25 protein-coding genes are annotated in these 24,166 nt (G+C 32.2%); 23 read left to right on the top strand and 2 right to left on the bottom strand.

Annotated elements, in window-relative coordinates; translation table 11 throughout:
• Window position 1: 1 nt before the first annotated feature.
• The 5 genes from V6251_RS09695 (at window position 2) to V6251_RS09675 (ending at window position 5,916) form a co-directional block, all read left to right on the top strand.
• The gene (locus tag V6251_RS09695) at window positions 2-1,117 is read left to right on the top strand and encodes a glycosyltransferase (protein WP_341588065.1); all 1,116 of its coding nucleotides are present in this window, start codon (window positions 2-4) and stop codon (window positions 1,115-1,117) included.
• Window positions 1,108-1,656 carry an RNA polymerase sigma factor gene (locus V6251_RS09690; protein ID WP_145002849.1) on the top strand — a complete coding sequence of 183 codons (549 nt, stop codon included), beginning with the start codon at window positions 1,108-1,110 and terminating at the stop codon, window positions 1,654-1,656. The genes V6251_RS09695 and V6251_RS09690 overlap by 10 nt, the downstream gene beginning before the upstream one ends.
• Window positions 1,657-1,738: 82 nt before the next feature.
• A complete protein-coding gene (lipA, locus tag V6251_RS09685; protein ID WP_145002852.1) occupies window positions 1,739-2,617 on the top strand; it encodes a lipoyl synthase in 879 nt (292 codons plus the stop codon).
• 2 nt (window positions 2,618-2,619) lie between these two features.
• The gene (gene gap / locus V6251_RS09680) at window positions 2,620-3,612 is read left to right on the top strand and encodes a type I glyceraldehyde-3-phosphate dehydrogenase (protein ID WP_145002855.1); all 993 of its coding nucleotides are present in this window, start codon (window positions 2,620-2,622) and stop codon (window positions 3,610-3,612) included.
• Between the two features lie 51 nt (window positions 3,613-3,663).
• The gene (locus tag V6251_RS09675) at window positions 3,664-5,916 is read left to right on the top strand and encodes a tetratricopeptide repeat-containing hybrid sensor histidine kinase/response regulator (RefSeq protein ID WP_341588064.1); all 2,253 of its coding nucleotides are present in this window, start codon (window positions 3,664-3,666) and stop codon (window positions 5,914-5,916) included.
• On the opposite strand, the gene lpxK is transcribed toward V6251_RS09675, so the two are convergent.
• Window positions 5,894-6,901: a tetraacyldisaccharide 4'-kinase gene (gene lpxK, locus V6251_RS09670; protein WP_341588063.1), complete on the bottom strand. Its 1,008-nt coding sequence runs from the start codon at window positions 6,899-6,901 to the stop codon at window positions 5,894-5,896. The genes V6251_RS09675 and lpxK overlap by 23 nt on opposite strands.
• Before the next feature lie 111 nt (window positions 6,902-7,012).
• On the opposite strand from lpxK, the gene V6251_RS09665 reads away from it, so the two are divergent.
• The 4 genes from V6251_RS09665 to V6251_RS09650 all read left to right on the top strand — a co-directional run bounded on the left by V6251_RS09665 (window position 7,013) and on the right by V6251_RS09650 (window position 11,721).
• On the top strand, window positions 7,013-8,107 hold the full coding sequence (locus tag V6251_RS09665) for a Nif3-like dinuclear metal center hexameric protein (protein WP_341588062.1): 1,095 nt from the start codon (window positions 7,013-7,015) through the stop codon (window positions 8,105-8,107).
• A gap of 3 nt (window positions 8,108-8,110) precedes the next feature.
• On the top strand, window positions 8,111-8,890 hold the full coding sequence (locus V6251_RS09660) for a zinc ribbon domain-containing protein (RefSeq protein ID WP_145002867.1): 780 nt from the start codon (window positions 8,111-8,113) through the stop codon (window positions 8,888-8,890).
• A 142-nt stretch (window positions 8,891-9,032) separates the two neighbouring features.
• Window positions 9,033-9,680 (top strand): peptide-methionine (S)-S-oxide reductase MsrA, encoded by a 648-nt coding sequence (gene msrA, locus V6251_RS09655; RefSeq protein WP_341588061.1) that lies wholly within the window; start codon window positions 9,033-9,035, stop codon window positions 9,678-9,680.
• A gap of 133 nt (window positions 9,681-9,813) precedes the next feature.
• Complete coding sequence (locus tag V6251_RS09650) at window positions 9,814-11,721, top strand: T9SS type A sorting domain-containing protein (RefSeq protein WP_341588060.1); 1,908 nt, start codon at window positions 9,814-9,816, stop codon at window positions 11,719-11,721.
• Here the strand turns inward: V6251_RS09650 and V6251_RS09645 are convergent.
• The gene (locus V6251_RS09645; RefSeq protein ID WP_341588059.1) at window positions 11,718-12,512 is read right to left on the bottom strand and encodes a class I SAM-dependent methyltransferase; all 795 of its coding nucleotides are present in this window, start codon (window positions 12,510-12,512) and stop codon (window positions 11,718-11,720) included. The genes V6251_RS09650 and V6251_RS09645 overlap by 4 nt on opposite strands.
• A gap of 71 nt (window positions 12,513-12,583) precedes the next feature.
• Here V6251_RS09645 and V6251_RS09640 point away from each other — a divergent pair, with 71 nt between their 5' ends.
• From V6251_RS09640 to V6251_RS09575, 14 genes are all read left to right on the top strand, one after another.
• A complete protein-coding gene (locus V6251_RS09640) occupies window positions 12,584-13,246 on the top strand; it encodes a hypothetical protein (RefSeq protein ID WP_341588058.1) in 663 nt (220 codons plus the stop codon).
• Window positions 13,247-13,423: 177 nt separating this feature from the next.
• Window positions 13,424-14,689, top strand: coding sequence for a kynureninase (gene kynU / locus V6251_RS09635; protein WP_341588057.1), 1,266 nt, complete (start codon window positions 13,424-13,426; stop codon window positions 14,687-14,689).
• Window positions 14,690-14,696: 7 nt separating this feature from the next.
• A complete protein-coding gene (locus tag V6251_RS09630; RefSeq protein WP_341588056.1) occupies window positions 14,697-15,041 on the top strand; it encodes a hypothetical protein in 345 nt (114 codons plus the stop codon).
• A complete protein-coding gene (locus V6251_RS09625) occupies window positions 15,034-16,431 on the top strand; it encodes an FAD-dependent oxidoreductase (protein ID WP_341588055.1) in 1,398 nt (465 codons plus the stop codon). The genes V6251_RS09630 and V6251_RS09625 overlap by 8 nt, the downstream gene beginning before the upstream one ends.
• A 79-nt stretch (window positions 16,432-16,510) precedes the next feature.
• The gene (locus V6251_RS09620; RefSeq protein ID WP_341588054.1) at window positions 16,511-16,918 is read left to right on the top strand and encodes a RidA family protein; all 408 of its coding nucleotides are present in this window, start codon (window positions 16,511-16,513) and stop codon (window positions 16,916-16,918) included.
• Complete coding sequence (locus V6251_RS09615; protein ID WP_341588053.1) at window positions 16,919-18,355, top strand: aldehyde dehydrogenase; 1,437 nt, start codon at window positions 16,919-16,921, stop codon at window positions 18,353-18,355.
• Window positions 18,356-18,528: 173 nt separating this feature from the next.
• On the top strand, window positions 18,529-19,320 hold the full coding sequence (locus V6251_RS09610) for a hypothetical protein (RefSeq protein WP_341588052.1): 792 nt from the start codon (window positions 18,529-18,531) through the stop codon (window positions 19,318-19,320).
• A 4-nt stretch (window positions 19,321-19,324) separates the two neighbouring features.
• Entirely contained in the window at window positions 19,325-20,107 is a 783-nt protein-coding gene (locus V6251_RS09605) for an SDR family oxidoreductase (protein ID WP_341588051.1), read from the top strand.
• A 181-nt stretch (window positions 20,108-20,288) separates the two neighbouring features.
• Window positions 20,289-20,825 (top strand): 3-hydroxyanthranilate 3,4-dioxygenase, encoded by a 537-nt coding sequence (locus V6251_RS09600; protein ID WP_339808326.1) that lies wholly within the window; start codon window positions 20,289-20,291, stop codon window positions 20,823-20,825.
• Window positions 20,826-21,112: 287 nt separating this feature from the next.
• Complete coding sequence (locus V6251_RS09595) at window positions 21,113-22,198, top strand: amidohydrolase family protein (RefSeq protein ID WP_099570469.1); 1,086 nt, start codon at window positions 21,113-21,115, stop codon at window positions 22,196-22,198.
• Window positions 22,198-22,329, top strand: coding sequence for a hypothetical protein (locus tag V6251_RS09590; RefSeq protein WP_341588050.1), 132 nt, complete (start codon window positions 22,198-22,200; stop codon window positions 22,327-22,329). The genes V6251_RS09595 and V6251_RS09590 overlap by 1 nt, the downstream gene beginning before the upstream one ends.
• Window positions 22,330-22,338: 9 nt before the next feature.
• The gene (locus V6251_RS09585; RefSeq protein WP_341588049.1) at window positions 22,339-22,980 is read left to right on the top strand and encodes an O-methyltransferase; all 642 of its coding nucleotides are present in this window, start codon (window positions 22,339-22,341) and stop codon (window positions 22,978-22,980) included.
• Window positions 22,981-22,988: 8 nt separating this feature from the next.
• Entirely contained in the window at window positions 22,989-23,768 is a 780-nt protein-coding gene (locus tag V6251_RS09580; protein ID WP_341588048.1) for a HipA family kinase, read from the top strand.
• The gene (locus V6251_RS09575) at window positions 23,758-24,162 is read left to right on the top strand and encodes a DUF3037 domain-containing protein (protein WP_341588047.1); all 405 of its coding nucleotides are present in this window, start codon (window positions 23,758-23,760) and stop codon (window positions 24,160-24,162) included. The genes V6251_RS09580 and V6251_RS09575 overlap by 11 nt, the downstream gene beginning before the upstream one ends.
• The last annotated feature ends 4 nt before the right edge of the window (window positions 24,163-24,166 follow it).

Below are 24,166 nucleotides of genomic sequence, written 5' to 3'. Positions count from 1 at the left end.
CATGCTAATACTTGAGGTTTTATTCTACAGCTTTGTAGCTGTGGTTGTTATTCAGGTATTATATTATGCTATGTTATTTGGCAGCTTTGCTTTTTCTAAAAGTGTTACAACCTCTTTAAACAGAAACTATCCAATTTCTGTAATTATATGTGCAAAAAACGAAGCACAAAACCTTAAAAAATTTCTACCTAGCATATTAAATCAATCGTATCCCAATTTTGAAGTGGTACTAATAAACGACTCATCTCACGATGAGACTTTAGATGTTTTTGAAGATTTTAAATCTAAACATAGCAATATTAAAATTGTAGATGTAAAAAATATTGAAGCCTTTTGGGGAAATAAAAAATACGCACTCTCACTAGGTATAAAAGCTGCCACACACAATCATTTACTGTTTATTGATGCAGATTGCCAACCGGTTTCAAACCAATGGATCGACAAAATGAGTCAAAGTTTTAATGACGAAAACACCATAATTTTAGGTTATGGTGCGTATAACAAAATAAAAAACTCATTTTTAAATAAACTAATCAGATTTGAAACCTTGCTGACTGCAACACAATATTTTTCGTTTGCAAAAGTTGGGATTCCTTTTATGGGTGTTGGTCGTAATTTAGCCTACCATAGAGATGAGTTTTTTAAAACTAATGGTTTTATTAAACACATGAAAATTAGATCTGGAGATGATGATCTTTTTATCAACGAAGCTGCTAATGCAACCAACACAGCAATTTGTTACAATAAAGAAGGTTTTACCTCTTCCATACCAAAAACATCATTAAAGGGTTGGTTTAAACAAAAACGGAGACATGTGTCAACTGCTCAATATTATAAATTTAAACATCAATTTTTATTGGCTAGTTTCTATGTCTCGCAAATACTATTTTGGATATTAGCGATTGTATTAGCCATAACCACCTATTTATGGCCTTTTGTTTTGGGTCTAATTATTTTACGTTTTATCATTCAATTTTTAAGTTTAGGCTTTTCTGCAAATAAATTAGACGAAAAAGACACCATTTTATTGTTACCAATCCTAGAAATAACCTTGATTGTATTGCAATTTAGTATCTTTATAGCCAACAAAATTTCAAAACCAAATTATTGGAAATAGAAGAAGCAATAAAAAGAGCCAAACAAAACGACCAAAAAGCGTTTAATTATTTACTTCATAATTATTGGGATAAGGTTTATGGTTTTCAACTTAAACGCATCCAAAATGAAAACGATGCAGAAGACATTACCATTCAAACCTTCTCTAAAGCTTTTGACAAAATAAAAACTTACGACAGCAAATACGCATTTAATACTTGGTTAATTACAATTTCTAAAAACATTCATATTGATATTATTAGAAAACAAAAAAACAGCATTAAACAAGCTATTTCAAGTACAGATGACAATGCTGTCTATCAAGTTTTAGACGAAACACCATCTGTTGAAGACAAACTAATTACAGAACAAAATTTAGCTAAATTACTTCGTGACATTAAAAAGCTAAAACCACATTATCAAGAAGTAATAAACTTAAGATACTTTCAAGAATTAAGTTATAAAGAAATTTCTGACGAGCTAAAAGAGCCAATTAATAATATAAAAGTAAAGTTACTTCGTGCTAAAAAATTATTAGCAGAAATTATTCAAAAAAAGTAATTATTAGCTTACCCTACTTTACTCCTACTCCTTAAATTTTAACCAAAATACTTCGTATCTTTGCATCTACAAAATTGCAACTATGAATACAGAAACTGCATCAAATATATTACCAGAAAGACAACCTAAACCAAAATGGTTACGCGTTAAATTACCAACAGGTAAAAAATATACCGAATTAAGAGGATTAGTAGACAAATACAAATTAAACACTATTTGTGCGTCTGGAAGCTGTCCTAATATGGGAGAATGTTGGGGAGAAGGAACTGCAACTTTTATGATTTTAGGAAATGTTTGTACCAGATCTTGTGGTTTTTGCGGTGTAAAAACTGGTCGTCCAGAGGATGTAGATTGGGACGAACCGGAAAAAGTAGCGCGTTCGATTAAGATTATGGGAATTAAACACGCTGTATTAACCAGTGTGGACAGAGATGACCTTAAAGATATGGGAAGCATCATGTGGGCAGAAACAGTAGATGCTGTTAGACGAATGAATCCACAAACAACTTTAGAAACATTAATCCCTGATTTTCAAGGTGTAGAAATGCACATTGACAGAATTATTGATGTAGCTCCAGAAGTGGTCTCTCATAACATTGAAACCGTAAAAAGACTAACCAGAGAAGTCCGTATTCAAGCTAAATACGAAAGAAGTTTAGGCGTATTAAAATACTTAAAACAACAAGGACAACGCAGAACAAAGTCTGGGATTATGCTAGGTCTTGGAGAAGCGCGCGAGGAAGTTATTCAAACCTTACACGATTTACGTGATAACGATGTGGATGTTGTTACCATTGGTCAATATTTACAACCAAGTAAAAAACACTTACCTGTTAAACGATTTATACTTCCTGACGAATTTAAAGAGTATGAAGAAATAGGACTAAAACTTGGATTTAGACATGTAGAAAGTAGCGCATTAGTACGTTCTTCATATAAAGCACAAAAACACATAAATTAAATATGATTACAGTAGCTATTAATGGTTTTGGACGTATTGGAAGACGCGTTTTTAGACTACTACATAATAATCCCAATATTAAGGTTGTTGCCATAAATGATTTAGCAGATGCAAAAACGTTAAGTCATTTACTAAAGTATGATAGTATACATGGTGTGTTTCCTGCTGAAATTTCTTCCACAGAAAACACTATATTAGTAAACAATGTGTCTGTTTCTCTTTTAAACCAAACACATCCTAAAACTATAGATTGGTCCCAATTTGCTCCAGATTTTGTTATTGAAGCAACCGGAAAATTTAAAACTACAGAAGATTTACAACATCATATAAACAATGGAGCTAAGCGCGTAATATTAAGCGTACCTCCAACTGAAGATGATATTAAAACTATTGTTTTAGGCATTAATCAAAACGATTTAGATGGTACTGAAACTATAATATCAAACGCCTCATGTACTACAAATAACGCAGCTCCAATGATTGACATAATCAACGAGCTTTGCGGTATTAACCAAGCATACATAACAACAATACACTCGTACACCACAGACCAAAGCCTACACGATCAGCCACACAGGGATTTACGACGTGCTAGAGCTGCTGGACAAAGTATTGTACCAACAACAACAGGAGCTGCCAAGGCTTTAACAAAAATATTTCCTGAGTTATCAAATGTAATTGGTGGATGCGGAATTAGAGTTCCTGTAGCCAATGGATCGTTAACAGATATTACTTTTAATGTCAAAAAAACGGTTACTATTGAAGCTATAAATCAGGCTTTTAAAAATGCATCTAAAGGCAAATTTAAAAACATCTTAGAATACACTGAGGATCCAATAGTATCCATAGATATTGTTGGCAATCCACACTCCTGTATTTTTGATGCTCAAATGACCTCTGTTATAGGTAACATGGTAAAAATTATTGGATGGTATGACAACGAAACTGGTTACTCTAGCCGAATAATAGATTTGATTTCCAATTTATCGGAATAAAAATAACTTTTAGAGTATAAATATTTATATTTGTTTTTATATACCCAACCAATGAAATCCCATTTTATAAAATTTTTCACGTGCTTAATATTGTGTTTTGTAGGATTAAATCTACAAGCACAAAACTTAACAGAAAAAGAAAAGGAAGTCATTAAGAGCAAAATAAACTTTAACATTAGTCAAGCTCAAAAAAATATTGATAACAATCAATATTACAAAGCCCAAAGTGATTTAGACGAAGCCCTAACATTGGCTAATCAAATTAATGACAATAAAAACATTGGTTTAATTTACTCAAAAATTGGAAAAATTCAATTTATTACTGAGGAATCTAACGAAGCCCTTCAAACGCTAATTAAAGCAATAGAAAAGCAACGCTTTGCAGAAGACAACATTAACATAGCAGAAACTTACAAAACGATTGGTATCGTTTACATGAGTAAAAATAATTTTAATCGCGCACTAGATTATTTTACTTCTGCAGAAGGTCTTTTTGAAAATGAAGACTTACATGATTTTGAAGCAGAGTCAGTCCTATATAAAGGTGATGCCTATTATAACCTAGAAAACTACGAAGAAGCAGAAATAGAATATGAAAAAGCGGTTAGCATATCTAAAAGCTATTTAAACAATAAAATACTTAGTAGCGCTTACGTCCATTTAGGAAAAAATAAAATAAAACTAGGCCAATTTGATGAAGCTGAAAAGTTAATTACACAAGGATTAACCATTGCACATAAAAACAACTTCCCTTCCATAACTAACATTGCTTATGCTTCATTAAGTGATATTTATAACGAAACTGAAGATTATAAAAAATCAAATACCTATTTAAAAAAGCACATCAAACTTAACGATTCATTATTAATGGCTAAGCGTGGTTTTCTTTCTTCAGATAAAAGGTTAGACAAACTTTACAGTAATCCCGTAGAATACCAAAAAGAAAAAGAAGCTGATTTAGAAAAAGAGGCAAGCTCAACTTGGTTAGAAAAACTAACAACAATATTAAGTATTGCTTTAATTACAATTTTATCATTATTGACGCTTTCATTATATAAAAACAATAATATTAGATTAAAATCTAATAATATTTTACATAAAAAAAATGCAGAATTAACCATTGCAATGGAAAAAGCAGAATTGGCCACCAAAACCAAAGCTAACTTCCTATCTACTGTAACGCATGAGTTAAGAACACCTTTATACGCTGTAACAGGATTAACAAATATGCTTTTGGAGGAAGACCCAAAACCTGGCCAAGTACAACATTTAAAATCACTTAAATTTTCTGGTGATTACCTTTTAACTTTTATTAATGACATCCTTCAAATTAATAAAATTGAAGCTAATAAAGTAGATATAGAACCTGAAGTTTTTAATCTTAAAAAGAAAGCTGAAAATGTCATGTCAGCATTAAATAATTCTGCTTTAGACAACAATATCACCTTGCATTTAGAATACGACAAAAACTTACCAACTAATTTTAATGCAGATCAATTAAAAATCTCTCAAATACTAATTAACCTAATTGGTAACTCTATTAAATTTACAAAGGATGGAGATATTTGGATTAGAATTATCAAACAAAATCAAAATGGAGAAAACTTTGAAGTAAGATTTGAAGTAGAAGATAATGGTATTGGAATCAGTGAAGAAAAGCAACAAAATATGTTTGAAAGTTTTTCTCAAGGATCAATTCAAATCAACCGTAAATATGGAGGAACTGGACTTGGTCTATCCATTGTTAAAGGATTGATAGATATATTAAAAGGAAAAATTTACATGAAAAGTCAGCTAGGAAAAGGAACTACCTTTTTCTTTGAAATACCTATGAAAAAAAGTAATGAGATTATTGTTGAGAAAAAGGCAAACTACTTTAACGAAATTGACGAAATTGAATTAAGCAATATCAAAATACTAGTTGTAGAGGATAACAAGATCAACCAAATGATCACCAAAAAAATCCTGAATAAAATGAAACTGTATTGTGACGTTGTGGATAATGGTGAAGAAGCTGTAGACATGGTTAAAACCACCAAATACGATGTTGTTTTAATGGACATCCACATGCCAGGAATTAGCGGTATGGAAGCTACAAAAATTATCAGAACCTTTGATAAAGAACTTACTATTTTTGCATTAACTGCTGTTACTATTGAGGATAAAATGCAAGAATTTGAAGAAGCTGGATTTACAGATATTATACCTAAACCTTTCAAGCAAGAAGACTTCGAGAAAAAACTTTTTAATGCCTTAATGCTATCGGAAAAAGGAGATAATTCTACCCTAAACCATACGTCTTAATAATAGCATCAAACTTATCACTGTTATCAATATCTATTTTAATAGGTAGATAAAATAATTTACCCTGTAAAGAAGCTTCCGTTTTTAAACGCATATAATCTTTTTCTGTAGTGATTATCAGCTCATACTTTGATAAATACTCGATTTCTGAGGATAAAAACTCATGATGATCTTTAAAATTTAAATGTTCAAAACTTAAATCTTTACTCTTTAAATAGGACACTAATGGTTTTGCATTAGCAATACCTGTTACCAATTTAAAATCACCTATTAATTGATCTAATGCAATTGTTTTGTTTTCAGAATATACTTTGTCACTGTAACATATCTTACTAAAAAACACCTGTTGATAAGCTAAAGGTTTGATTTCAGCAATTATATCCTGTTTAATAATTTCTGTTATCTCTTCTGGACACTTAGTTACAACTATAATATTTGCACGCTTAGCTCCTGATTTTGGCTCACGTAAATTACCAGTTGGCAATACAATGTCTTTAGTATATCTATTATCAAAAGTGGTCAACATGATATTTAATCCTGCTTTAACTTTTCTATGCTGAAAAGCATCATCCAACAAAATAACATCTGGCTTATCCTTTAAACGCAATAAATTAGCAATACCAGATTGTCTATCTGCATCCACTGCAACTTTAATATCTTCTGAAAACGTATTATAAAACTGAAATGGCTCATCACCTAAAATTGTCGCATTAGTCGAAGCATCACCTAGCCTAAACCCTTTACTTTGGCGTCCATAACCTCGACTTAAGGTAGCCAAATTAACATCATCTTTTAATAAACGTATTAAATACTCAACCATTGGAGTTTTTCCAGTTCCTCCTGTACTAAGGTTACCAACACAAATAATTGGAAAATCATAAGATTTAGAAGCCAACCAACCTTTATCAAACATGATGTTTCTAAACCAAGTTATTAAATAGTAAAACGGTACAATAGGAACTAAAATAAATCTTAAAAACTTCATTTAATACATTTAAAGCCCATTTATCTTTTTATAAAAACATAATGGAGCAAACAATAATAGTAACGAAAGTAAATATTTTATATTTGTTTTAAATATTAAAGACCAAAAAGTATGTTGATAAAAGAACTTGTTAATCACCTTGAAGAAATTGCGCCTTTAAAATATGCTGAAGATTTTGACAACGTAGGCTTATTAATTGGCGATAAAAACACTAAGATAACCAACGTATTGGTAACTTTAGACACATTGGAAGATGTGATTGACGAAGCAATTGCTAACAACTGCAACTTTATATTAAGTTTTCACCCAATAATTTTTAAAGGCCTTAAAAGTCTTACCGGAAAAAATTATGTAGAGCGTACCGTTTTGAAAGCTATCCAAAACAACATTGCTATTTACGCTATACATACAGCTTTAGATAATGATAAAAATGGTGTTAATGCCATGTTTTGTGATCAACTTAACTTAACTAATCAACGCATATTAATACCACAAAAACAAACCATAAAAAAACTAACAACTTACGCACCAGAATCAGAAGTTGAAGCCATAAAAAACGCCTTATTTAAAGCAGGTGCAGGACAAATTGGAAACTATTCTAACTGTAGCTTTACAACAAAAGGGATAGGATCATTTAACCCTAATCAAGAAGCTAATCCTACAATAGGTCAAAAAGGAGAAAATTATATCGAAGCTGAAACACAAATAAATGTCACCTTTCAAAAACATTTAGAATCTACCATTTTACAAACTTTATTTAAAACACATTCTTACGAAGAAATAGCTTTTGAAGTAACTACTTTAGAAAACACAAACCAAAATATTGGTATGGGAATGATTGCAGAACTAGAAAATCCCAAAACCGAAATTGAGTTTTTGCAGTATTTGAAAGAAAAAATGGATATTTCAGCAATTAGACATAGCAAATTAACAAATAAAAGAATAAAAAAAGTTGCAGTATTAGGAGGTTCCGGAAGCTTTGCCATAAACGCAGCAAAAGCAGCTGGAGCTGATGCTTTTGTAACTTCAGACCTTAAATATCATGATTTTTTCCAAGCAGAAAACAACATTTTATTAGTAGATATAGGACATTATGAAAGTGAACAGTACACAAAAATTGGTTTAGTAGCAATACTTACGAAAAAAATCCCTAATTTTGCATTCATTTTATCGAACACAAATACCAATCCTGTTAAGTATTTTTAAAATATGGCAAAGACAAAAGAAGCAACAGTAGAAGATCGCCTAAGAGCGTTATATGATCTACAATTAATAGACTCTAGAATTGACGAAATAAGAAGCGTACGTGGAGAATTACCTTTAGAGGTTAGCGATTTAGAAGACGAAGTTGCAGGATTAAAAACTAGATTAGAGAAATTAGAAGATAGTTTAAGCTCTGTAGATGCTGAAATTACTGCTAAGAAAAATTTAATTGAAGAATCTAAAACTTTAATTAAAAAATACTCTGAGCAACAAAAAAATGTTAGAAATAACAGAGAATTTAATTCTTTAACTAAAGAGGTTGAATACCAAGAGTTAGAAATTGAATTAGCTGAAAAGCATATCAGAGAATTTAAAGCTCAAATTGAGCAGAAAAAAGACGTTATTGCTAAAACTAAAGAGCATAACAAAGAGCGTGAAAACCACTTGAAACATAAAAAAAGTGAGTTAGATGCTATCTTAAAAGAAACTGAAAAAGAAGAAAAAGCACTTATAGACAAGTCTGAAGATTACAAGAAAAAAATCGAAGCGCGTTTAGTAAAAGCTTACAACCGTATTAGAGTAAACGTAAAAAATGGTCTAGCTGTTGTACCAATCGAAAGAGGTGCATCAGGTGGATCTTATTTTACAATTCCACCACAAGTACAAATGGAGATTGCTGGACGTAAAAAAATTATTACGGATGAGCATAGTGGACGTATACTTGTTGATGCTGCTTTAGCAGATGAACAAAGAGAGAAAATGGAAAAAATGTTTTCTAAATTATAGAAACCTTTTTCATTATAATACAAAGCCTTTACATAACGTAAAGGCTTTTTTTATTGCTATATATTTATTTTTTAAGAAATAATTATAAGTAAATAAGCAAGGATGTTATAATTTATACGTCCAATTGAAAAAGAAAAGAAAAATGAAAAAATTATTATCAGTATTATTTCTAGCCATATTATTTAGCTGTAACAATCAAGCCCAAACCAATCCCAAACAAGAAGCTATTAAAACAGCAACTCCAGTAACTGTTGCATTAGAAAACGGAAAAGCAAAAGCCTATTTTGCAAGCGGTTGTTTTTGGTGTGTAGAAGCTGTATATGAAAGCGTTAAGGGTGTAGATGAAGTAATTAATGGATACGCAGGAGGTCATACGCAAAATCCCACTTACGAGAAAAGTAACACAGGTCAAACAGGTCATGCTGAAGCAGTAGAAGTTATATACGATCCAAAAATTTTAAGTTTTGAAACCTTAGTAGACGTTTATTTTGCTTCGCAAAACCCAACACAAGTAAATGGTCAAGGTCCAGACAGAGGCAGTCAGTACAGATCTATTATTTTTTATCAAAATCAAGAACAAAAAGAAATTATAGACGCAAAAAAAAAGGCATTAGCTGAAAAACTAAATAGCACAGTTGCTGCCGAAGTTTATCCTTTTCTAAAATTTTGGATTGCCGAAGATTATCATCAAGATTATGAAAAATTACATCCTGAAAATCCTTACATACAAAATGTTTCCATTCCTAGATTAAATAAGTTTAAATCTAAGATGCCAAACATCCTAAAATAAAACGACATAAAAAACTGTTTATCGGTTAAATGGGTTATTTTAGCGATTAAAATTAAGCTGTAAATGTAATTAGACTTGCTAAGCGCAATACTAATTACATTTACAGTAAATCGTTATTTAACCTATTAGTACCATGAAACAAAAATTACTTATAATATTTTCTATCGTTTTCTTTTCAATTTGTTCTGCTCAAAATACAGAAGTAGTTTTATCTGTTAATTGGCCACAATGGTCAACAGAAAATAAAGTTGAGTTTTATGATCCCAACGGGACATTATTAGAGACTATAGATAACGGTTTTGATGGATCTGGTAGTCAAGCAAATCCTTACTCCACTTCAACCATTCCAATGGATTACCCAGTAAACAATAGCACTACTGCTGGTTACTATGTTATCGTTTATGATACTTATGGTGATGGATGGAATGGATCAGGCAGCTTAACCATTACCACTGATGGCCAATCTGCATTTACGTTTAATGGTTCCTTTAATACGTCTGCTACTAATAGCGAAATCTCACAAACAATCTACTTTGCTTTGGAACAGCCTGCGCCTCCTTTTCCAGGAATATCTCAATTTGACTCAAGTGGAAACAATTATATTGAATACATTCCAGGTAATATTCCAATTATAATTTCTGCGCCACATGGTGGTGTAAAACAGTCAGGCCTTACTATTGGAGGCACTTCATATCCTGATAACGATAATAGTTTACCTGATAGAAACTGCGGAACGGTTGAAAGAGACGACAATACTGATATATTAATTAGAGAAATACAGCAATCTGTATATGATCAAACAGGTTGTTATCCATACATTATTATAAATAATTTACACAGAAGTAAATTAGATCCAAACAGAGCGTCTGCTGAGGCTACATGTGGAGACTCAGATGCGCTATTTTACTGGAATGAATACCATAATTTTATTGACACTGCAAGTGCTGATGTTATGAACACGTTTGGCAAAGGTCTTTACATAGACTTACATGGTCAAAGTCATGCTATACCAAGAATAGAAGCTGGTTATAATATTTCGGCTTCAGATTTAAATAACACAACTACAAATTTTCTTAATACAGTATCTAATTCTACAATTTCCAACTTAGTAACTAATAACATTGGAGGGTTAACACAAGAACAATTAGTAAGAGGCCCAAATAGTTTAGGTGGTATTTTTAGTGATACTGGAGGTGCTTTTTACAATGCACAAGGTTACTCTCAATGTGGTGTTAGTAGTGGATATCGTACGCTTCCAAGTGACTTTAATGGAGGATCAACAAGTTGTGATGACACGCGTCCTTATTCTAACTCCTATTTTGATGGAGACTTTTACAGCAACAAACGTCATGGATCTGGACCTGCAGCAAGCGATGGACTTGGTGGTGGCGGAAGTATAGATGGTATAATGACAGAAGTTAATAGACGAGTAAGAGATTTAGGGACTTATAATGGAAATACTTATGATACTAGACCACAAACATTAGTACCATTTGCTGATGATTATGCTACAGTTATAGTATCTTTTTTAGACATACATTATAACGATTTTGCAAATTTTGAATACGCTTCAAACAGTTACAGTATAACGGATAGTAATCCAATGCCTACAATTACAGGTAGTGCAATTGGAACGTTCTCTAGTACGCCAGGATTAGCAATAAATGCAGCAACTGGAGAAATTAATACAGCAGCATCAACAACAGGAAACTATACAGTCACTTACCAAATTGATGCTTGTAATAATTATAGTTCAACTTTTAATTTGGATATTACAGATAGCACATTAAGTGTTATGGATATTGAAAATATTAATTTTAAGTTATACCCAAATCCAACAGATGGTTTGGTATCATTTAAATCTAACACACAAGTAACCAACTTTAAAGTCTATAATATATTAGGTCAACAAGTAATTGATAAAAACCCAAATAGTAAAGAAGCTACAGTAGATTTAAGTCAAATTAAATCAGGATCTTACTTTATAAAGATTTATAGTTTTGATAAACTTATAGGTTCAAAAATGATTATCAAAAACTAAAGCTTAGTTGCTTTAATTTCAAAAATAAGAGGATATAGTTTTTCTTTTAATTCAAAATTGCCAGATTTAGTTTCGATTAAGTCTGGCAATACGTTATACGGACTTTCATCATATTCATTTAGATAATCAATGTGTAACCCAGCTTCGGTTAAGGCATTTATAACTTCGCCTAAACCATGATTCCATGAATAGGTCTTAGATAGCACTTCAGCAGTTTCATCTGCATAAGTACCTTGTTCTTCTTCATAAATAACCTCATCCCTATTATAAGCATAGCGCATTACAGGCTTTTTTTCTAAATAATCAAACATCCAAACTATCGGATGAAATTCTGCAATATAAAAGACACCTCCTTTGTTTAAACGCTCAGCTATCATTTTTCCCCATGGTTTTAAATCTGGTAGCCAACCTATAACACCATAGCTGGTAAACACTATATCAAAAGTTTCCTTGACATGACTAGAAGTATCTAAAACATTACAACAAACAAATTTGGCATTTAAAGACAAATCGTTATTTAAAGTTTGGGCTAATTTTATACCTTCATCACTAATATCAACACCCACGCACTTAGCTCCTAACCTGCTCCAACTAAGTGTATCTTGACCAAAATGACATTGTAAATGTAATAACGTTTTACCACTAACATTTGGTAATGCCTTTAACTCATAGTGTTTTAAGGATGTTTCTCCTTTTTTAAAGGCATCCATATCATAAAAGTCACTCGTGGCATGAATTTTTACTTTTTCGTTCCAAGTAGATTTATTGGTGTTAAAATAATCAGTTTTCATAATATTGGTATTTGTTCCCAATTTAATATTTCTATTTTAAATAAAAGGCTTCCGTATCTTTGCAATAAAAAATGATGAAAAAATTATTACTTATATTAATGGCTATAGCTAGTTTTTCTTGTAAAAAAGAGGTTAAACCAACTCAAATACAACTGACTACTGCTCAAAAAATTGCTAACGCTAACGGAATATCAAATTGGAAAAATGTAACCCAAATTGACTTTACATTTAACGTAGATAAAGATAGCACACATTTTGAACGCTCTTGGTCGTGGCAACCAAAATCCAAACAAGTTACGCTAATTACGAATAAAGACACTATATCGTACAACAGAAGCAATATGGACAGTATAGCAATGATGGCTGATCGTGGTTTTATAAATGATAAATTTTGGCTTTTAGCACCTTTTCAAATATCATGGGATAAAGGCACAACTATTACTGATACAATTGTAGAATTAGCGCCAATTAGCAAGGTTAAACTAAACAAATTAACACTAACATATACCAGTGATGGTGGTTACACACCTGGTGATGCCTATGATTTTTACTACGATAAAAATTACATTATTAAAGAATGGATTTTTAGACAAGGTAATACCACAAAACCCTCAATGATCACAACTTTTGAAAATTATCAAGACTACAACGGTATTAAAATAGCTAAGGATCATAAACAGAATGATAGTAATTGGAACTTAAATTTTTCTAATATTTCAATAAAAATGAATTAGAAAAAGTCCAAATTAAAACTTAAAACGTATATAAAGTAATTCCGCTTTACGCGTCAACATATATCTCAAAGGGTTTCATAATTTATATTTATGAAACCCTTTTTTTGTCTTAACCAACTACTTCCTTTCTAACCTAATTATTCTTATTTTTGTTGGACACCTAAAAAACAAACCATTTTGACCAACTATAAATTAGGTTTAGATTTTGCTAAACAATTAGATAACGAAGACCAATTGGCTGACTACCGTCAACAATTCCACATTCCTAAAGATAAAAACGGAAAGGATTTAATTTATTTCTGCGGAAACTCATTAGGTCTTCAACCAAAAATAACTAAAACTTATATTGACCAAGAGCTTCAAGATTGGGCAAATTTAGGAGTAGAAGGACACACCGAAGGTAAAAACCCTTGGCTACATTATCATGAGTTTTTAACAGATACTATGGCTAATATCGTTGGTGCAAAACCATTGGAAGTTGTAGTAATGAATTCATTAACTGCTAACCTACATTTTATGATGGTTAGTTTTTATCAACCTACACCTAAACGTTATAAAATTTTAATAGAGGCTGATGCCTTCCCTAGTGATAAATACGCAGTTGAGTCACAATTGCGTCATCATGGTTATGATGATAAAGACGGTTTAATACTATGGAAAGCTAGAAAGGGAGAAGAATTAGCTAATTATGAAGATTTAGAAGCCATTTTAAATGAACATGGTGACGAAATAGCGTTAGTCATGATAGGTGGTGTAAATTACTATACAGGACAGTTTTTTGATTTAAAACGAATTACTGATTTAGGTCACAAACATAGCTGTGTTGTTGGTTTTGATTGTGCTCATGGTGCAGGAAATGTCCAATTAAATTTACACGATTCTGGTGCAGACTTTGCAGTTTGGTGTACATACAAATATTTAAATTCTGGACCAGGAAGTTTATCTGGTGCGTTTGTGCACGAGCGTCATGCTAATAATAAAGATTTAAATAGATTTACTGGATGGTGGAGTCATAACAAAAAGACACGATTTAGAATGCGTGACGAATTTGATCAACTTCCAGGTGCAGAGGGTTGGCAACTTTCAAATCCACCAATATTATCTATGGCTGCTATTAGAGCGTCTTTAGATGTAATACAAGAAGCTGGATTTGATAAACTTTGCGAAAAATCAAAAGTATTAACTGGTTATTTTGAGTTTTTAATAAACCAATTAAACAACAAGGATATAAAAATAATTACTCCTAGTGATCCAAACCAAAGAGGTTGCCAGTTATCTATACAAGTAAAAAACGCAGATAAATCTTTGTATGACAAATTAACTAATGCAGGAGTTATAACAGATTGGAGAGAGCCTGATGTTATTAGATGTGCTCCTATACCACTATACAACAGTTTTCAGGATGTTTACAATATGGTAGAGCGTTTAAAACAATTATTATAATTATATTTTGAATGCCTTTTATAAAATTATTAAGGAAGAAACAATACTACTAAAACTCAAGAAAAAAAGTGATATTGGATTTTGGCAATATCAAATACTAGGTTTACTAAGCTTTTTTGCCAATAATCAATTTGATTATCTATTTATCACAAACAAAAGAATATTAGTCTTAATTAAAGACACTGTAGTTACAAACAACGAGTATCATAATTTTAAAGAATTAAAATTTAACAGCATGAATAATACTTTAAGTTTTAATGACTCAAATAATCAACAACAACAGTTATCCTTAAATAAGTTAAGATTAACTTACGAAGAGATACAGTTAATAAAGAAAAAATTACATGCCTAATAAACAAAACATATTAATCATTGGTGCAGGACTTTGCGGAAGCTTACTAGCACTAAGACTTGGACAAAGAGGCTATAATATTAACGTGTACGAGATGCGTCCCGACTTACGCAAAACTGACATATCTGCAGGTCGCTCTATCAATTTAGCATTCTCAGACAGAGGTAATAAAGCAATGAAACTAGTTGGTATTGAAAAACAAGTAGAAGCGCTTTGTATTCCTATGAATGGTCGTATGATACATGATAAAGAAGGCAATACCTTTTTATCAAATTATAGTGGTCGTGATCATGAGTATATTAACTCAATATCAAGAGGTGGCTTAAATGCTTTGCTTTTAGATGAAGCCGAAAAACATGATAATGTTACCTTTCATTTTAATAAAAAATGCAAATCGGTAGATTTTGAAAACACGACTGCTCTTTTTGAAGATTACACTTCTAAACACAAATTTATTGAAGATGCCGATTGCATAATAGCAACAGATGGAGCTGGTTCTGCTTTACGCAAAAGTTATTATTTAGAGCGTAAATTTTTATTCAGTTTTTCTCAAAACTACTTAACACATGGTTATAAAGAGTTAAGCATCTTACCAACAAAAACAGGAGATTACAAAACATATAAAAACGCATTACACATATGGCCTAGAGGAGATTTTATGGTTATTGCACTACCAAATTTAGACGGTAGCTTTACTGTAACACTATTTTTAAGCTATGCTGAAGGTAAATATAATTTTAACAACTTAACTACTCCAGAAATTGTAACCGAGTTTTTTCAAAAAGAATTCCCAGATGCATTAGCTTTAATGCCTAATCTGGTGGAGGACTTTTTTGAAAACCCAACAGCTCCTTTAGGCACAGTAAAATGTTCTCCTTGGCACTATAAGGGTAACACCTTATTAATGGGAGATTCAGCACACGCAATAGTACCTTTTTACGGACAAGGTATGAATGCGTCTTTTGAAGATGTTGTCGAGTTTGACACTGTATTAGATAAATTTGAAGGTAATTGGGAAACTGTTTTTACAGAATACGAAAAAACTAGAAAAAAAGACACAGATGCTATTGCAGATTTAGCAATAGATAATTTTCATGAAATGAAAGACCACGTTGGTCAAGCTATATTTCAAGAAAAACGAAAAATTGAACAAGCATTAGAAAAAGAATTCCCTAATGAATATTCATCAAAATATAGCTTAGTCACTTTTAACGAACATATTGGCTATCGCGAAGCAATGCTTAGAGGTCGTGCACAAGATAAAGCCATACTAAACCTTTTAGACGACGGAATTATTAAAACATCAGATAATCTAAAAGATATTTTGGAAAAAGTAAAAATACAAACAGACGCTATTTTACAAGACGATAAAATTGCAGGTCTAAAATAGCCGATAAGCAGCCAGTAGCAAACTAGAAAAATAATCAAACACTGAATCAAATTCAGGATGACGCAAAAACATAAAATTAATGAACGAAGGAACTAAAGTAACACCAAGAGGAGCCTATCCACACGTAAAACAAGTTGGCGATTTAATTTTCGTTTCAGGAACAAGTTCTCGTAGAGCTGACAACAGTATCGCTGGAGTTGATATCATCGACGAGATGGGAACTAAAAAATTAAACGCCTACACACAAACGCAAGAAGTTTTAAAAAACATAGACACCAATCTTAAAAAAGTTGGCGCCAGTTTAAAAGACGTTGTAGATGTGACTTCCTTTTTAGTAAACATGAATGACTTTGCAGATTATAATAAAGCTTATGCTGAATTTTTTGATAAAGAAACAGGACCAACCAGAACTACAGTTGCCGTACATCAATTACCGCATCCCGATTTGGTTGTTGAGATTAAAGTTATGGCCTATAAGAAACAATAAATGAATATTCAAAACTACATAAACGGAGCATTCCACAATCCAATTCAAAACCATTGGATAGACAACTACAATCCTAGTAATGGAGAAGTTTACGGACAAATACCAAACTCGTCAAAAGAGGATGTAGAAAACGCATATATCGCTGCGAAATCGGCTTTTCCTGGTTGGTCACAAACTAGTATAGAAGTGCGTAGTAGAATATTAATAAAGATTTCAGAGTTACTAGAAGCTAACTTACAACGCTTTTCAGAAGCCGAAAGTAAAGATAACGGAAAACCGATTAGCTTAGCAAAAGCAGTAGATATACCAAGAGCAGCAAGTAACTTTCGTTTTTTCGGAAATGCCATAACACAGTTTGCTAGCGAAAGCCACGAAAGCATCGGACAAGCCATAAATTACACCTTACGCCAACCCATTGGTGTTGTAGGTTGCATTTCACCTTGGAACCTTCCACTGTATTTATTTACATGGAAAATCGCTCCAGCAATTGCAGCAGGAAACTGCGTTGTTGCCAAACCAAGTGAAATCACTCCAATGACCGCTTATCTATTGGGCGAAATTTGTAACGAAGCAGGACTCCCAAAAGGCGTTTTAAATATTGTACACGGACTTGGTGGTTCAACTGGACAAGCCATTATAGAACATGAAGACATAAAAGCCATAAGTTTTACAGGAGGAACAGCAACAGGAGCACATATTGCAAAAGTAGCAGCTCCAATGTTTAAAAAACTATCGTTAGAGTTAGGCGGAAAAAATCCAAATATCATTTTTGCAGATTGCGATTATGACGATATGTTAGACACAACAGTACGTTCGTCTTTTGCAAATCAAGGACAGATTTGCTTATGTGGAAGTAGAATATTTGTACAAGCATCTATCTATGAGAAATTCAAGAAAGATTTTGTTGCTAAAGTAAAAGCTTTAAAAGTTGGTCATCCATCTGAAGCATCCACCAATATTGGAGCATTAGTCTCCAAACCACATTTAGAAAAAGTAAAAGAATATATAAATATCGCTAAAGCGGAAAACGGAACCATTCTCTGTGGCGGAAATGAAGTGACTGTAAAAGGTTATAAAAACGGTTACTATTTAGAACCAACAGTTATTGAAGTACCAAATGATGACTGCAGAGTAAATCAAGAAGAAATTTTTGGACCTGTAGTTACCATTATGCCTTTTAATACAGAAGACGAAGTATTGCAAATGGCAAACAAAGTAAAATATGGTTTATCAGCTACACTGTGGACCAACAACTTAAAACGTACCATGCGAATCAGCAACCAACTACAAGCTGGAATAGTTTGGGTTAACACTTGGATGATGCGCGATTTAAGAACACCTTTTGGTGGTGTAAAAGCCTCAGGAGTTGGTCGTGAAGGTGGCTTTGAAGCGTTACGCTTTTTTACAGAAGCTAAAAATGTTTGTATTAAATACTAGTTACCGATAAATTGTAAGTCTTAAAAAGTGTATCTATATTATCAATCACGTCATTCTGAACTTGATTCAGAATCACATTAAACAATTCTCACAAATCACTTCTATACTATAATAAAATATTGAAGGTCAATAAAAACATAAGCGTAAAACAAGCTATTATAAGGGGACAACTAATGGTTAACGTTCCTGCTTTTATATGCTTATTATGCGCTCCTTTAGCAATGTTTTACGTCGTACATTTATTTAATTTACCCGAATGGTTAGGTATAATAGGTGTTTTTTTAGGAGTAATATTGGCATGGATTAGTTGGAGTGTTTTAATAACAAAATGGCGTATTTGGGCATTTACTAATGTTAGAAATGTACACGCATTAAAAAAAGAAGCCATACGCAGCATGCTTATTTGGGAAGACGGAACCTCTTTTGAAAGAACAGAATATAGATCACAAAAAGACAAACTAATTTTAAAAAGACTTGACAAAAAATTTCTTCAGAAAGACTTGATCTATGAAGATCCAAAAGTACCTCAAGAAACAAAAATTTATTTTTCCATTACTACAGCTTTTTTTATTGTTTTATTTTTATCAACAGGTGTAACCTCTGGAGCTTATTTAATGTTTGAAGAAAAAAATACGGATTTTGTTATTGGGCTAATTATGTTTACAATCTGCTTATTTATCCTAACACAAGCTTTTAAAAAATTAATTAATAGAAAACCTCAATTAATTATAAATATTAAAGGCATTACATTATCCAACAATACCTTTGTTAGCTGGTCAGAAATATACGAATTAGAAATATTAAGAGAAGGTTTTGGGAACTCTGCTCAACATTATTTAAAATTTTGTGACAGCAATTACAACTATTCTAAAATAGAGATTGATAGTTTTAATCTATCTATCAGAAAATTAGAAAACAGTTTACAGACTTACCAAATACGCTATAACAACAACAATAAAGTTTAAAAACATGAATCTAGACTTAAACAATAAATACGCATTAGTTTGCGGAAGCACAGCAGGAATAGGAAAAGCCACAGCAATAGCTTTAGCTGAAGAAGGTGTACAAGTAACACTTATTGCTAGAAATGAAGACAAGTTAAAAGCAACATTAACTGAGTTACCTCAACATAGAAATCACGATTATATAGTTGCCGATTTTTCTAACCCGAAGGAATTAAAAGAAAAGGTAGAAGCTTACATCAAAGAGAATCATGGGTTTCATGTATTAGTAAATAATACAGGAGGACCAAAAGGAGGACCAGTATTTTCGGCAGATGTAGACGAATTTGAAGCTGCTTTTACTCAGCATTTAAAATGTAATCACGTGTTAGCGCAAGCAGTAGTTCCGTTTATGAAAAATGAAGGCTTTGGTCGCATTATAAATGTAATTTCTACATCAGTAAAACAACCTTTAGATGGACTTGGCGTGAGTAATACCATTCGTGGTGCTGTTGCCAATTGGAGTAAAACCTTAGCTAACGAACTTGGTCAATTTGGTATCACGGTAAACAATGTTTTACCTGGTGCGACAGGAACCGATCGTTTGGCTGAAATTATTAAAAACAAATCTGCCAAAACAGGAAATACCGAAGAAGAATCTGCAAATGCTATGAAAAGTGCGGTTCCTGCAAAACGTTTTGCAAAGCCTGAAGAACTAGCTGATGCAATTACATTTTTAGCAAGCGAACGTGCGAGTTATATTAACGGAATTAATCTTCCGGTTGATGGCGGAAGAACAAAGAGTTTATAATTCTATCTGTCATTGCGAGATTTTTTTCTTTTTAAAAAATCGTGGCAATCTGTTCAATTATCACTAATTTTATTGAATTGATGAATCCGCGTTAAGGATTGAAAGGTTTGTTTGAGCTCCTCGCAGAGAGCGAGCCTTGAAAGCCTGACCCTATTTAGGGAAACGCCCAAAATATTATAATATGAGTAAATTATTTCCACCTATAAATTTTAAAGCTTGGATCGAAGAAAACAGACATCTTTTAAAGCCACCAGTTGGTAATAAAGTGGTTTGGAAGGATGGTGATTTTATTGTTATGGTTGTTGGTGGACCAAATAATAGAAAGGATTACCATTACAACGAAACGCCTGAATTTTTCCATCAAATTGAAGGTGATATTATCTTAAAAGTAATAGAAGATGGTGTCCCAAAAGACATTCATATTAAAGAAGGCGAAATATTTTTATTACCTCCAAAAGTACCGCACTCGCCACAACGTGGTGCAAATACGGTTGGTTTAGTCATTGAATACCCAAGAGAAAAAGGTGTACAAGATGCTTTACTTTGGTTCTGCGAAAATTGTACTACTAAATTGTATGAAGAAGATTTTACAGTAAAAAATATTGAAACCGATATGCCAAAAATATTTGATAAATATTATGGTGATTTAGACAAGCGTACATGCCCAAACTGCTCAGCTATAATGCAACCACCACAAAAAGTAAAGTTAGAAAACTAGTTAGCAAAAGAAACAAAGCGGTATTAAAAATAACATTAGCTTAATTGAAAGTCCCCAATCAATTTGTAAAATTGAACGCCAAGGCGAAGAATAGATAAAGAAAAGCTTCGAGATCAGGAGAACGATGTTCGACCCGAAGTTTTCGTATCGGTTTTCAGTTTAAAACTGAAAAATTCCTTGGCTTGGATGTCTTTTTTTGGTTCGTTTTTTGGACAAGCAAAAAATGAATAGAACAAATAATTTAAGACAAAGATTGCCACGTTTTAAGGCTCGCAATGACAAAACATATGGAAAAACGTAAACTTAGAATTAACGGTCACTCGCACTTATTACCATATCCAGAGGAAATCCCTCAGTTTATGCAAGACAAAGAAATTTTTTGGGTGGATAAAGACCGAAAATTTATGCTTCAAAAAGATTGGAACAGACCAATTACAGATTCTAGTTTCTTTTTAGATGAAAAACTAGCTTGGATGGAACGTTTTAAAATTGACCATGCAGTAGTTTTAAACTTATCGCAATTATACGGTAACGGATTGCGTGTAGAAGAAATGAAGCAAGCGCTTAAATTTCAGAACGATTTTAATGCCAAAGTACAACGTGAAAACCCAAGTAAATTTACTTGCGGTTTTGTAGTACATCCTGGTTTTGTTAGAGGAGCCTGTTGGGAAATTGAACGCTGTGTAGAAGAGTTAGGTATGCAATTATTATGTTTACCAACCCACTACATGGATACTATTGGAACTTGGCGTTGTATTTTTGATGAAGAAAACGAGCCTATTTTTGAAATGGCTAACAAGTATAATTTAGCTGTAGAAATACACCCTTACGATGGTGAAAAGTTTATAAAACTAGAAAACACCTCTTGGCGTTTTCATTTAATATGGATGTTAGCACAATGTGCCGATGCTTATCACTTTTTAACTTTAAATGGCTATCAAGATAAGTATCCAAATATGAGAACTTGTTTTGCGCATGGTGGACAATTAGCACAAATAAACTTAGGACGACGTATTCAAGGTTTTGATGGTAGACCTGATTTATTTGAAGGTAAAAGTCACCCAAGAAAAGCGGTTGGACATAAAAACATCTTTTTTGACACTTTAGTACACGATACTGGTGGATTAGATTTATTATTAAAAAACCAAGGTTCTAAACAGGTTTTAATGGGCCTTGATGACCCTTACCCTTTAGGGGAAATGGAAAGCGAAAAACAAAGTTCTTACCCTGGAAAAATTTTAGATTTAGCTATAGAACGAAAAATTATTACAGAAACAGAACGAGATGCTATTTGGGAAGATAACGTGATCCAATGGTTATGTGGAGATGACCAAGCAGCTAAAGATAAACTTGTTAAACGTATTTTAGGATAATGAAAAAAGAGTCTTTTTGGGATAGCGTAGCAAACTACATTAAATTTAAAACCATTATTCCATTAATAGTCATGGCAGTATTACTCATTGCGCTTTTAGTAAAAGCACTTTACAACACTATAATAGGTTAAACATTATTTATGTATTTTTTACCAGAAAAATTAGACGACTACGTTGTTGCTCACAGTCAAGATGAGCCCAAGCTATTACAACAATTAACTAGAGAAACGTATCAAAAAATATTACAACCTATTATGCTGTCTGGACCTTATCAAGGTCGCGTACTTAGCATGATTTCTAAATTAATTAAACCTAAATCTGTTTTAGAATTAGGCACTTTTACCGGCTATGCAACCCTTTGTTTAGCTGAAGGCTTGCATCCTGAAGGAGAAATACACACCATTGATGTAAATGAAGAATTAGAAGATTTTCAGCGTAAATACTTTGATAAATCTGGTTACGGAACACAAATACATCAACACTTAGGGAGTGCAATAGATATTTTACCAACATTAGATAAAACCTTTGATTTGGTTTTTATTGATGCTGACAAACCTAACTACATTAATTACTTTCATTTAATTATTGACAAACTAAATCCAGGAGGCATCATACTTTCTGATAATGTATTATGGCATGGAAAAGTGATTGAACCTGTAGATCCAAAAGACGTTTCTACTAATATTGTTTTAGAGTTTAATACACTCTTAAAAAAAGATCCAAGAATCGAAACCGTTTTATTACCTATTAGAGATGGTTTAACTATTAGCCGAAAAATATAATATTACTAATGAGTAAATTAGATATAAGAACCGTTGATGTTACACAATACATAACACCTCTAAGAGAAGGTGGTTCTTTACCTGCTATTGTAAAAGCAGATGACGACTTTTTATACGTGCTAAAATTTAGAGGTGCAGGACAAGGAAAAAAAGCATTGATTGCCGAATTTATTGGTGGCGAATTAGCACGCGCTATTGGCTTAAAAGTACCCGAATTGGTCTTTATGAATTTAGATGATTCGTTTAGCAAAACAGAGCCAGATGAAGAAATACAAGATTTGCTTAAGTTTAGCGTTGGTTTAAACCTAGGATTACATTATTTAAGTGGTAGTATAACCTTTGATCCTTTGGCGTCGGTTGCAGATCCTTTAACAGCATCCAAAGTAGTATTATTAGATAGTATTATTAGTAATATTGACAGAACAGTTAAAAACCCTAATGTCCTAAATTGGAATAAAGAATTGTGGGTTATTGATAATGGAGCAAGTTTTTATTTTCATCATAATTGGGATACTTGGGAAAACCATTTAACCAGAACATTTCCTTTAATTAAAGATCATGTTTTATTAGATCGTGCTACAGAATTAGATGAAGCATCACAACACATTATTGAAAAATTAAGTTTAAATACTATTGACACTATAATTAACACTATACCTGAAGATTGGCTAATAAATGAGTCTGACACTTTTACGCCAGACCAAATGAGAGCTGCTTACAAAACGTATTTAAACTCCAGACTTGAAAAGATTAACTTACTGGTTAAAGAAGCTAAAGATGCAAGATAAAGTTACTTTTGAATATGCGATAATACGTTTAGTACCTAAAGTAGAACGTGAGGAGTTTTTTAACATTGGTGTTATTTTATTTTCTAAAAGAAAAAAATACCTAGATGTTAAATTTAAAATAGACGAGGCTAAATTAGCTGCATTTGCATGCGAACTAAATATAAAAGACCTAAACACATATTTAAAGTCCTGGGACTTAATTTGTAAAGGTGACAAATCTAGCGGAACTATTGGACAGTTTGAATTATCCGATAGATTTAGATGGCTTGCAGCTTCACGCAGTACGGTAATACAAAGCTCTAAAACTCATTCTGGAATTACAGATAATCCAGAGAAGGAATTAGAGCATATTTTTAAAAACTATGTTTTGTGTGAAAGTACTAGCAAAAAATAAAAAC

This window comes from Olleya sp. Ti.3.14 (assembly GCF_038154885.1).
Lineage (GTDB): Bacteria > Bacteroidota > Bacteroidia > Flavobacteriales > Flavobacteriaceae > Olleya.
This window is presented reverse-complemented; position numbering and strand designations above follow the sequence as displayed.